The organism is Anaerosporobacter sp., assembly GCF_965301125.1.
Genome location: NZ_CBDLAM010000031.1, coordinates 1 through 11,376, shown reverse-complemented (window position 1 = coordinate 11,376; position 11,376 = coordinate 1). Strand labels below are relative to the sequence as shown.

Genomic DNA, 11,376 nt, shown 5'->3' with positions numbered 1-11,376 from the left:
ATCCATATTAGCCATATCTATTTTTCTCCTTAGTCTTTATTTTTATGATAGGGATCAAAAGCTTTTAGTTAACATATATACAAAGTTTTGCATCTAAAACTAAAAAACACAAGTACTTCATAGACATTTATATTTCTTATATATTGCATCCGTTTTTTCTCGTATAGCAATACACAATACATTGAATACAATTCCTTTGTAATCAACAAATTCCATCTCTGTATAGAGATAAACAATTTCAAGTAATATAGAATTAATGTGTTGCTCCACTTCTTGCAAGAATTTTTCTCTATCTTCTTGATACGCTTTAAGCATAGGATTAAAAGACTGGTCTTTTTCATCTTTTTCTAAATCATCTAAGGCATCAATACAATATACCCATTGCCCTAGATAATCGAATAGCTTGCTTATAGAGTCTTCTTGTACGGTGATTACTTGCTTGAACATATCACGAAGTGTTTGTCCGAATAATTTACCTAATGAAATATAGTCGGTACTGTTTGCAGATTCCATTTGGTGTAGTTTTCTTGTATATTCTTCAAAGTAATTTACCTCATCTGGATACTCTTTGCATATCTTTTTATAATTTCTATGATAAACAAGGCTACTTGTTCTTGCTTTCATACCACCATCATCCTGTAAGTTATCCTGAATTTTTCCATAAGCAAAAATAACATTCATAGCTGCCATGAATTTAGTATAGTCATTCAGACGTAGGGGTTTCTTTTGATATACGTGTAATGAGCAACGGTGTGTGGTTTCTATAGTCGTAGTATCTGCAAGAGAAGACAGTAAAAGAGCAAAGAATGCCACATCATTACTAAGGAGTAACCGAGGTAATTCACCTTGGTGTTTCTTTAACTCCACGCAGACACCACAGTAGAAAGAGCGGTATTGCTTATATTCATAAACACGAAGGTCATCCACCTTGGGTTTTAGATATCCTATCATTAAAGGCCTCCATTAACAACAATTCATACAATCGCAGCACATCATTAAGCCAAGACATTGACAACAATCATCGCATCCATCATTTCTATTAGGACTTGAATTGTAACCAGAACCATAGAATCCACGATTGCCACCACCATAGAAGGCACCACCAGATTGTTTCGTAGCAATTATCTGCTCTTTAACAGTACTACCTACAGCACTATATAGATCATTAAGTTCTTGTTCTAAGTTATGGCTATATTGTCTACATGCAGATTCATAAGTCTGTCTTGTAGTACGACGAACATTCTCTAGCTCATTCATAATCCCGATGAATTGATAATTCATTTGAGCGGCTACAGGGGTTCTTTGCATCTCTTCATAAGCAACTTTTAGTACCGTTGGAATATCATTATAGATACGAACGGGGTCGTGATTGATTAATTTATCGTATTTACTTTGAATTGATGGGTAAATCTGTAATGCTCTAAGTACAATTGTAATGGTATTATTCATCTCTTGTTCAATAACAGGACGAACCATATTACTGAATTCATCCCCCTGGGAATATCCATTGTTGCGTCCATAACCATAGTAAGAAGAATAATCAGAATAACTGGTATCTCCTTTTTCAAAACGGGCACATAATTCATTGTATTCCGCATTAATTTCTTGCATTTTGTCTAAGTCGCCACCATTATCAGGATGGTAGACACGTATAAGAGCTTTATATTGTTTCTTGACCTCATCCATAGAAGTCGGATTGTTAAACCATTTCATGGAATTTCTCCTTTTATATAACAATAGATAATTTTCTTATTAAAATCATATATGATTATAACACGATATTAAAATAGTTTGGTAGTAACAAATGTCATATTTAATAAATTTATAAGATATTTAATAAAGCTTATTAAGAGCAATAAGAAACTAACACATGTTGTTACGTTCTCGTGCATACAATTGATTAAAGAAGGTTACTAAGGAAGTAAGTACCATGGGAGAGAAAAGGATTATCCTTATATTAGTTATTATTCTGTTGTTAATAATGGGAAAGCTGTTTAAAGGAGAGATCTTCGAACCAACTATGCAGCCTGAGACAATAGAAAATTCAGCAATCGAGAAGGAAGAGACAAAGACTGGAACCAAACAAGAAGAAACGGTAAAGAAGGAAGATAGCGCGGAAATTTCACATAAGGAAGATTATATGGAATTATATCCAGATATGTATGTACAAAAGAATGCTAAGATTCCACTAGCGGCGCTAGATGAGAATGTACTAGATTATAGGAAATACAATTTTAGATATCCAATGAGTGATAGGGTGTCAAATGATAAAAAAGTTGTGTATCTAACATTTGACGATGGACCAAGTGATAATACATATGAGGTACTGAAAATACTTAAAAAGTATAATATAAAGGCAACTTTTTTTGTGATTGCAGGTGAAGTAACACCGGATCACTATGATCTTATTAAAGAGATGATAGCTCAAGGTCATGTGATGGGTATTCATACATATTCTCATAACTATAAAAAAATCTATGCTTCTGTTAAGGATTACCTTGATGATTTCTATCTAGCTTATAAAAGGATGTATGAAGTGACAGGAGTACAGCCAACCGTTTTTCGTTTCCCTGGTGGTAGCCATAATAAATATTTGAAAGGGATAAGAAAACAAGTATTAGAGGAGATGAATCGAAGAGGATTCGTATATTATGATTGGCAACTGTCAGCGGAAGATTCAATTGGGAAACCTTCATGTGCTACGATAACTAGGAATGTATTAAAGGATTTAAAGAAATATAAGAAACCTATCATACTGTTGCATGACTCCAAATCCAATAAACGAACAGTACAGTCATTGGATAATATAATCAAGACAATTATAGATGAAGGATATACATTTGATACAGTGGATAAGAGATAAGATATAATAGAGCTCAGCAAAACGAACAACTTTTTTAGCTGAATGTCAATTTGTGAACATATCTGATCACATAGGGCACACAGCTATAAAAAGTTGTTTTTTTAATGTTCAATTATAAACGTTAAACTAGTTCGGCAATTCTTGATACACCGACATAGATTTGTGATATTTTATACCAAGTTGCAAAATCTACGACTCCAGTTACTGGAAGACTGAAGATTTCCTGGAACACCTCTACAGCATCCTTAGTCTTTTGTCCGTAGATTCCATCAGCTGCAACCTTTGGTATTAATGGATAACTTCCAGATATAACATTTAATTGGTCTTGCATCTGTCTTACTTTATCTCCGCTGCTACCTACAGTTAGGTCATATCCTGGCCATGAGGAAGGAACACCGGCAATTTCATCTGCTGTATTAATAAACATATTTTCACCATAGAAATTACGAAGAATTTCAATTGCACTATATCCTTCGTCTCCAAGATATTTAGAGCCCCATTGGGTCATCCTTATTGCAATTAGGGGGGAAGTAATAAAAGCGTAGAGTGGCATTGGTTTTATCGTAAACAATATGGTGGATTAAGTTTGATAGTATGATTTGTTTATCAGAATTAGATACAGTTTCAGATTCTAGTATTTCGGTTAGAGAGAGGTATATTGGATTTGTTGACTCTGAATGAATTAAGTCAAGATTAGTTTGTAAACTTTGCTCTAGTAGTTCAATCTCTTTGGTTAGAGACTTTTTCGTAAGGATATATTCTTCTAAGGTGTCTATACCGTTAAGGTATGCATCTTTTGCACGAAGTAATCGTGTTGAAAGTTTATGTAGAGCGTCTTTGTTTACACGAATTGTTTCGGTAGAGGTGTGCATAGTGTGCACAGATAGTTGGTAAATATTACTGTTTGGTGGATAAACTTCCATAAATGATGCGGCCAATGTGGATAACATTTTCTTTTCACTAAGTTGATGAGATTGAAGGCAACGACCCTTTTGATAACCGCAACATTGTAGATTATAGTATGTTTTATTCTGATTTTCAAGCCTACGTTTAAAAACTAGTAGCGAATTACCACAATTACTACATTTAGCAATTCCCGATAACCAGTGTTTACAACCAATGGAATGCTCTTTTGTTTTTCTATTCTTACTTGCAAAATAATTCTTAGTAGTTTGATACATATCTTCACTTATAAGAGGCTCATGAAGACCTTTGGAGAGTATGGAAGTAGAGGTGTCACGTTTTAATTGAAATCGTATATAGCCTGCATAGAATGAATTTTTTAGGATATATTCGATGGTCCGTTTTTCGAATGGGTTCCCACGTTTGCTTAAGAATCCTCTTTGGTTTAACTCTCTTGCTATTTCATAGGGGGATTGGTGAAGGGTTAAGAAATGTTCGTATATTAAGCGGACAATTTGTGCTTCTCCTTCCTTAATTGTTGGGATTTCTCTCAGATGTTTAATTTCGTAACCAAGTGGAGGAGCAGCTTGATATCCACCTCGAATGGCTTTTTCAGTCATGCCCTTTAGTACTTCATCGGATAGATTAAGAGAGTAGTATTCAGCCATGGCTTCTAATATGGCCTCTAGAATAATCGAGAATTTGTCATCTTCTAGATGCTCGGTGATACTAATTACTCGAATTCCACATTCTCTCTTCAATAAGGATTTATATAAGATACTATCTTCTCTGGAACGACTAAAACGGTCAAACTTATGAACAAGAATAACATCAAAGGGACGAGGTTTTTTCTTTGCTATACGAATCATCTGCATGAAAGCAGGACGTTTATCGGCTCTTCTTCCTGAGATTCCTTCATCTATAAATATATATTCCTTAGGAACAACTAGATTGTGTTGATTTGCATAGGTTGATATAAGCCGTTTTTGGGCATCTGGAGAATAATCCGTTTGGTCTTCTGTACTAACTCGAATGTATATTGCTGCAGTGTTCATGGGTTTCTATTCCTTATATTAGAGGTCATTATATGATATTACATAATATTTGGCCAATATACGTAATTTAAACTATACGTATCATAGTTAAGTTATAATTGGACAACATATATGATATAATGTTCTAAGATATTAAGTGATAGTAGGAGTAGATTTCCATGGCCAACCTAAAATTCGAAAACTATATATATTATCCAGACAGAATAATTAAGTTTGATGAATTAAACGATCATGAAAAAAATGAGTTCCGTAAGGGAATGATTAGAATTTTAGAAGAGCAAACAAATCTGGTATGTATAGAAAAAGGAGCTCATAAAACGAATAAAAGACTAGAAGATGGAGAAAATATTCCCAATACTAAAAAAGAGGTATAAAGGAGTATGTATGAAAAAGATAGTAGTAATAATACTAGTAGCAGTTTTGACAGTTTCCTTAGCTGGTTGTAAGAAATCAAAGGAAGCTGATGTGAAGACAAAAGAATTAATAGATTCCATAGGAGAGAAGATAGCTAAAGATGTTGGAGTCTCATCGAAAGATGAACTTGATTGGAGTGAAGTTGATTTATTAAGTGAAAATGGTCTTGCTATACTTGAGATGATGAATCTTGATCCAAATATTTTGCAAGAGGCTATATATTATGAGAATCCAATGAATGTGAGAGCGGACCGTATAATCATTGCTAAAGTGAAAGAAGAAAAAGATGTGAATACAGTTAAGCTTGCATTTGACGAGTTAAAGAAAGCACAAGAGACTGACTGGGAGCAATATCTTCCTGAACAATATGAGAAAGTAAAAAATGGGCAGGTATTTACAAAGGATAAATTCGTATTCTATATTGTGTACGATGATGTAGCTAGTATTAAGAAAATAGTGGATGACGCCTTAGTTCAATAAGAGCGAATATAAGTATAGTTAGGGGCTGTTGCAAAATTAAGTAATAACATAATTATCTACTTAATATTACAACAGCCCCGTTTGAAATTATTCTATTCCTCTTCTTCGTCTAAGATTTCTTGGAATTCTTCATCATCAAGAAATTGATCAAACGCGTCAGCAACAGCTTCGTATTCATCATCATCTTCAATGTTAAGAAGTTCGATATCATCGCCTTCTAATTGTTTGAAACGATATAAGAATACTTCACCATCATCATCGTTTTCTGCTTCTTCTACAGGTAATAATGCAATATAATCATTTCCGTTAACAGGGAAGATCGTTAATACGATACATTCCATTTCTGTTCCATCATCTAGGGTTAATGTTACCATTCCTTGTTCTTCTTCGTTGCATCCGCAATCGCAATTGATATCGTGACGTTCGTCGCTCATTCAAAATACCTCTTTTCTTTATTCGAGTAAGCTTATGTTTCTCGTTACTATGAATGTATCAGATTGAATAAAAAAATGCAAGGTCTTATTTGTAAAAGCAATGTTAAAATCAATGATTTAATTGCAAAAAACAGTAAAAACATATTGACTTTATTGTAAAATAGCATAAAATAATTAAGAGCGGTATATTATGCTACTAAAACGGAATAATGGCAAATATCCGCTAATTGAACATACACAGTTTAGGAGGAGAACATTCAGTGGTTACAAGCAATGCTAATGATAGCAGACCAAGAGAAAACCGTAGCAACGAGACGAGAAACAACAATTATAGACCTAGGGTAAATCGTGATAATGAAAATCGCGGTGAAGGTAGATCTTATAATGGAAATCGTGAGAATCGTCCGTTTAATAAGGAAGGAAGACCTTATAACAAAGACGCTAAACCATTTAACAAAGAATCAAGACCTTATAACAAACAAGGTGATTCAAACAATCGTAGTGAAAGACCTGCAAGACCATATAAGAGGGATGGAGAGTCTTCAGAACGTTCAGGTGGTTATCAAAGAGATAATAGAACATCTCCTAGAGATAACAATGGTTTTAGAGGAAAAGATACAAGAGGCGGAAGCTATAATAGCTACAATAAAGATCGTGGTTTTAATAAAGACCGTGATTACGATACGGACAGAAACGAAGGTAGATCTGGTAAAAGCTACGGCGGCAGAGACCAAAGAATGAAAGATACAAGCTCAAAGGAAAAGGAACAACAACCTGATAAATTTGAGACGATTAAGCGTTTAGAACGCGAAAAGAAGGCTATGCAAAAGAAACAAGAAAGTAAGAAAACAGAAAAACAAGCAAAGCCACAACTTAAGCAAAAAAGAACAAAGAATATCGATTGGACTCGTGGATATCAGAATGGTCTATATGACGATGATGATGAAGATTACACAATGTTTATATAAATCGAGTAATTGATATCTGTTAGATAAGATGAATATAATATTGGAGGAAGAATTCTAATTTGTGCTAGGATTCTTCTTTTTTATTCTCTTACATTGCAGATTACGAACAGATGTACTATAATTGTAATCAGTTGTATGAGCGGTTAATTAGGTTAACTACGAATTATAGTTACGAAAGGATTGCAGAATGTACAAGATTGTTGATCATGTTATTAAAGTTTCTGTGCGAAATCTTGTTGAATTCATTCTACGGAGTGGTAATATTGATAACACACAGGTAATGACAGTAGATACGGAAGCGATGCAAGAAGGTAGCCGTATTCACCGTAAGATTCAAAAGAGAATGGGAAGTGAATATCAAGCCGAGGTGCCACTAAGCATAACTGTACCTGCATTTACTTTGGGAGAGGAATATTCACTTTGTGTGGAAGGTCGTGCGGATGGCATTATTCACACAAGCGTATTAAATGAAGAGAATAACTTATATGAGAATGTAGTGATTATAGATGAAATCAAAGCGATGTATATGGAACTCAGTTTCTTAAAAGAGCCATTTCCAGTACATCTTGCCCAAGCTATGTGTTATGCCTATATTACAGCAAGGGAAGAGAAGCTTGACTCTATTGGCGTAAGGATGTCGTATTGTAATATCGAGACAGAGCAGATGAAATATTTTGAAGAAACATATTCCTATTCTTTCTTAGAAAAATGGTTTAACGATTTGACTTTAGAATTTGCGAAATGGATGAAATGGCAGTGCACTTGGATACAGGAGCGAAATAACTCTATTAAAGGTGTGGAGTTTCCTTTTTCTTATAGAGACGGCCAAAGAGATTTAGTAACGGGTGTATATAAAACAATCTTACGTGATAAGAAACTATATATCGAGGCACCTACTGGGGTTGGAAAGACAATATCTACGGTGTACCCATCTGTTAGGGCCATGGGAGAGGGATATAGTAATAAGATATTCTATATGACAGCTAAGACGATTACAAGAACTGCCGCTGAGGAAACTTTTCGTATCTTGCAAGAAAAAGGAATACGTCTTAAAGTAACTACAATTACTGCTAAGGAGAAGTTCTGTATTCTAGACAAGATAGAATGTAATCCAGGTGCATGTGAACGAGCAGCAGGGCATTATGATCGTGTAAATGATGCAGTATATGATTTAATTACTCATGAAAATGCCATTTCCAGGGAATTGATATTAGAATATGCAAAGAAACATTGTGTCTGCCCATTTGAGATGTGCTTAGATGTTACGAATTGGTCAGATGCGGTAATATGTGATTATAACTATGTGTTCGATCCTAACGTATATCTAAGAAGGTTCTTTGCAGCAGATACGAAGAATGATTATATCTTTTTGATAGATGAGGCACATAATCTTGTTGAGCGCGCTAGAGAGATGTACAGTGCACATCTATTTAAACAACATTTTCTTGATGTAAAGAAATTGGTAGCTGGACATAGTAAGAAGTTAGCAAAACGATTAGAAGCATGTAATAGTAGCATGCTCAAATTAAAGAGAGACTGTGAAGAGTGTGAAATTGTTGAAAGTATAGGTGATCTTGTACTACACTTGATGCGTTTATTGGCAGAGTTTGACGAATTTTTGGTAGAGTGGAAGACTTTCGAGAATCGAGAGCGCCTTCTTGAATTATACTTTGATATCAGACATTTCCTTAATATACATGATCTATTAGATGAGAATTATATAATCTATACGGACTATGATGATAAGGAAGGATTTCGAGTAAGATTACAATGTATGAATCCTTCTAGAAATCTAGCAAATTGTTTAGCAAAAGGCAAAAGTGCGATTTTCTTCTCGGCAACCCTATTACCGATTCATTATTATAAAGACCAATTATCAGGAACAGAAGAAGATTATGCAATCTATGCACCTTCTCCTTTTGATAAGGAAAAGCGATTACTTGTGATAGGAAATGATGTTAGTACCAAATATTCCAGAAGAAATCAAAGTGAATATGAAAAAATTGCCTCCTATATTATTGAATTAGCCAAAGCTAAAGTAGGTAATTATATGGCATTCTTTCCTTCCTATCAGTTGATGAATGAAGTCGGAAGAATATTAGAAGAGAAGATACTTATAGGGGAGCTAAAAGCACAGATAGAATTACAGCATAACACAATGACAGAGAGTCAGAAGGAACAATTTCTTGAAGATTTTGTGGAAAACCCTAATGAAACAAGGATTGGCCTCTGCGTTATGGGCGGAATCTTTAGTGAAGGGATTGACTTACGTAGCAATCGATTAATTGGCGTTATTATTGTAGGAACAGGTCTTCCTATGGTATGTAATGAGAGAGAGCTCTTTCGTTCCTATTATGATCAGTGTAATGGGAATGGTTTTGATTACGCGTATCTATATAATGGAATGAATAAAGTATTACAATCAGCTGGGCGGGTAATTAGAACCAATGAAGACCATGGAGTTATTGTATTATTAGATGAGCGTTTCACAAACCGCCAATACCAGAACCTGTTTCCAAGAGAATGGTTTCCTCATGAAGTAACAGGGTATTCAAAGTTTCCAGAGCTGGTAGAGAAGTTTTGGAAGAAAATTGAGAATAAGGATTAGGAAGAAGTTAACAGTTTTTCAGAAGAAAGAAGGATTTGATAAATGAAGAAGAAAGCAGCGATATTTGATTTAGATGGAACAGTTGCAGATACACTTGAATCAATAGCGTATTCCGCTAATAGAACATTAGAAGCATTGGGGCTTACGAAAAGACCAATGAAAGAATATAATTACTATGCTGGTGATGGTGCAGATGTCCTTGTTATGCGTGCATTAAAAGCAGCATGTGGAGATGAGAAAAGAGCACAGGAGTTATTCAAAGAAGCACAGGCTAAATATAAAGAAATATTTGAAGAATATTGTATGTATCACGTAAAGCCGTTTGATGGAATTACCCAGATGCTTGATGGATTGAAAGCGCAAGGTATTAAAATTGGAGTCTTATCCAATAAGCCTCATGAAAGAACGGTAGTTGTTGTCAATGAGCTTTTTGGAGAAAGATATTTTGATCTTGTTTGCGGACAAAAAGAAGGAATTCCAAAGAAACCAGATCCAAGTGGGGCTATAACCATGCTAGAGGAATTTGGTGTAGAGCCAACTGAGTGCGTCTATGTTGGTGACACGAATGTAGATATGCAAACAGGTAAGAATACGGGAATGTTTACTGTAGGTGTATTATGGGGATTTCGTGACCGTGAAGAATTAGTGAATAATAAAGCGGATGCTATCATTACTCATCCGCTTGATTTGTTGAATTATATTGATTAGATATTGCTTGACATGCCATAATAAGTTACCAAGTAATGTGTGTTTTGCCTTCCAAAAAGTCATACCGTTTTTTTCGATTATAGAGACTGTTTAATAGGAAGAACAAACAAGAACCAACTAATCCGCCAATTACGCCTAGTAGAACGTGTTCCACATCTGCTGCTTGATGAGAGATAAAGTGCTTGCAGAATTCCATTACAATAGGTAGTAAGAAGAATAAAGACAGCCTTATAAGGTGCCCTTTGTTCTTAAATAATAAGGTTATATAGAAACCATAAGGTGTAGTGACAAGAATGGAAGCTAGTATATATTGAATTAACGGACTGATTTCTGTATGGTTATAGATGACATCTTCTATATAACATGCAATTCGATAAAAAGGTATTAAATTTCGGTATGTAGTTTCATTAATAGAATTCATCATTGAATCACTAACACAAGTTAGTGCAACTGGTTTAATAACAATAAGAAGTGCCAAAAAGCCAATGTAATAGATAATAAATTGTATTGAGCTTTTATTAAAGAAGCTGTTAAAGTGAGATAATTGTTCTTTCGTGTCATGAAGGTCATGCCATAAGGAACATAGCATAGGTATTAACCAATTAAGTAATAAAAAAATAAGTAATTTTTGACTATATTCCAGAGAGAAAGTTTCTCCTTTCATGTAAATAAATCCAATAATACATGAACTGAATAAGACAAGAATAAAACTAAATAAGAAACCAGAGTCAAAGCTTTTTGAAGTGAGAATGAATATACTAGTACAAAGGATGAGAAGAAAACTGATAATGGCTAGTGATACTATACTATTTGAGCAATAATAGATTAAGAAAAATTCTAGTCCCAATGTGAGTAAACTTATAAAGTCAATTATTGTAGTAAGCCGTACGGAAAGACGATTCATTTGTACCATACATCCTTTCTGTTTAGGTAAATATAACCA

The 11,376-nt window shown here is 34.4% G+C and carries 11 protein-coding genes and 1 pseudogene; 6 read left to right on the top strand and 6 right to left on the bottom strand.

The features are described from left to right. Positions 1-117: 117 nt before the first annotated feature. Together ACW2QF_RS05355 and ACW2QF_RS05350 are read right to left on the bottom strand one after the other, a co-directional pair. Positions 118-951, bottom strand: a complete 834-nt coding sequence (locus ACW2QF_RS05355; RefSeq protein WP_455714963.1) for a DUF5685 family protein — start codon at positions 949-951, stop codon at positions 118-120. 12 nt (positions 952-963) lie between these two features. Continuing rightward, entirely contained in the window at positions 964-1,713 is a 750-nt protein-coding gene (locus tag ACW2QF_RS05350; RefSeq protein WP_455714962.1) for a J domain-containing protein, read from the bottom strand. Between the two features lie 217 nt (positions 1,714-1,930). On the opposite strand from ACW2QF_RS05350, the gene ACW2QF_RS05345 reads away from it, so the two are divergent. Further along, on the top strand, positions 1,931-2,863 hold the full coding sequence (locus ACW2QF_RS05345) for a polysaccharide deacetylase family protein (protein ID WP_455714961.1): 933 nt from the start codon (positions 1,931-1,933) through the stop codon (positions 2,861-2,863). A 121-nt stretch (positions 2,864-2,984) separates the two neighbouring features. On the opposite strand, the pseudogene ACW2QF_RS05340 reads toward ACW2QF_RS05345, so the two are convergent. Continuing rightward, positions 2,985-3,371: pseudogene (locus ACW2QF_RS05340) on the bottom strand (peptidoglycan-binding protein); the annotation flags it as partial. Beyond that, entirely contained in the window at positions 3,352-4,821 is a 1,470-nt protein-coding gene (locus tag ACW2QF_RS05335) for a recombinase family protein (protein ID WP_455714960.1), read from the bottom strand. The pseudogene ACW2QF_RS05340 and the gene ACW2QF_RS05335, both read right to left, overlap by 20 nt. 158 nt (positions 4,822-4,979) lie before the next feature. Here ACW2QF_RS05335 and ACW2QF_RS05330 point away from each other — a divergent pair, with 158 nt between their 5' ends. Together ACW2QF_RS05330 and ACW2QF_RS05325 are read left to right on the top strand one after the other, a co-directional pair. Beyond that, positions 4,980-5,195, top strand: coding sequence for a hypothetical protein (locus ACW2QF_RS05330; protein WP_455714959.1), 216 nt, complete (start codon positions 4,980-4,982; stop codon positions 5,193-5,195). A 10-nt stretch (positions 5,196-5,205) separates the two neighbouring features. Next, complete coding sequence (locus ACW2QF_RS05325) at positions 5,206-5,715, top strand: DUF4358 domain-containing protein (protein ID WP_455714958.1); 510 nt, start codon at positions 5,206-5,208, stop codon at positions 5,713-5,715. 92 nt (positions 5,716-5,807) lie between these two features. Here ACW2QF_RS05325 and ACW2QF_RS05320 read toward each other — a convergent pair whose 3' ends face one another. Next, positions 5,808-6,149, bottom strand: a complete 342-nt coding sequence (locus ACW2QF_RS05320) for a DUF1292 domain-containing protein (RefSeq protein WP_455714957.1) — start codon at positions 6,147-6,149, stop codon at positions 5,808-5,810. 260 nt (positions 6,150-6,409) lie between these two features. On the opposite strand from ACW2QF_RS05320, the gene ACW2QF_RS05315 reads away from it, so the two are divergent. The 3 genes from ACW2QF_RS05315 (at position 6,410) to ACW2QF_RS05305 (ending at position 10,433) form a co-directional block, all read left to right on the top strand. Further along, a complete protein-coding gene (locus ACW2QF_RS05315; protein WP_455714956.1) occupies positions 6,410-7,117 on the top strand; it encodes a hypothetical protein in 708 nt (235 codons plus the stop codon). A gap of 187 nt (positions 7,118-7,304) precedes the next feature. Further along, positions 7,305-9,725: an ATP-dependent DNA helicase gene (locus tag ACW2QF_RS05310; RefSeq protein WP_455714955.1), complete on the top strand. Its 2,421-nt coding sequence runs from the start codon at positions 7,305-7,307 to the stop codon at positions 9,723-9,725. A 42-nt stretch (positions 9,726-9,767) separates the two neighbouring features. After that, positions 9,768-10,433: an HAD family hydrolase gene (locus ACW2QF_RS05305; protein ID WP_455714954.1), complete on the top strand. Its 666-nt coding sequence runs from the start codon at positions 9,768-9,770 to the stop codon at positions 10,431-10,433. Between the two features lie 25 nt (positions 10,434-10,458). Here the strand turns inward: ACW2QF_RS05305 and ACW2QF_RS05300 are convergent, their stop codons facing one another. Continuing rightward, entirely contained in the window at positions 10,459-11,097 is a 639-nt protein-coding gene (locus ACW2QF_RS05300) for a VanZ family protein (RefSeq protein ID WP_455714953.1), read from the bottom strand. Positions 11,098-11,376 lie beyond the last annotated feature (279 nt).

Coding starts and splice junctions, on each gene's coding strand:
- ACW2QF_RS05355 (WP_455714963.1), bottom strand. CDS start 951: ATGATAGGATATCTAAAACCCAAGGTGGATGACCTTCGTGTTTATGAA.
- ACW2QF_RS05350 (WP_455714962.1), bottom strand. CDS start 1,713: ATGAAATGGTTTAACAATCCGACTTCTATGGATGAGGTCAAGAAACAA.
- ACW2QF_RS05345 (WP_455714961.1), top strand. CDS start 1,931: ATGGGAGAGAAAAGGATTATCCTTATATTAGTTATTATTCTGTTGTTA.
- ACW2QF_RS05335 (WP_455714960.1), bottom strand. CDS start 4,821: ATGAACACTGCAGCAATATACATTCGAGTTAGTACAGAAGACCAAACG.
- ACW2QF_RS05330 (WP_455714959.1), top strand. CDS start 4,980: ATGGCCAACCTAAAATTCGAAAACTATATATATTATCCAGACAGAATA.
- ACW2QF_RS05325 (WP_455714958.1), top strand. CDS start 5,206: ATGAAAAAGATAGTAGTAATAATACTAGTAGCAGTTTTGACAGTTTCC.
- ACW2QF_RS05320 (WP_455714957.1), bottom strand. CDS start 6,149: ATGAGCGACGAACGTCACGATATCAATTGCGATTGCGGATGCAACGAA.
- ACW2QF_RS05310 (WP_455714955.1), top strand. CDS start 7,305: ATGTACAAGATTGTTGATCATGTTATTAAAGTTTCTGTGCGAAATCTT.
- ACW2QF_RS05305 (WP_455714954.1), top strand. CDS start 9,768: ATGAAGAAGAAAGCAGCGATATTTGATTTAGATGGAACAGTTGCAGAT.
- ACW2QF_RS05300 (WP_455714953.1), bottom strand. CDS start 11,097: ATGAAAGGAGAAACTTTCTCTCTGGAATATAGTCAAAAATTACTTATT.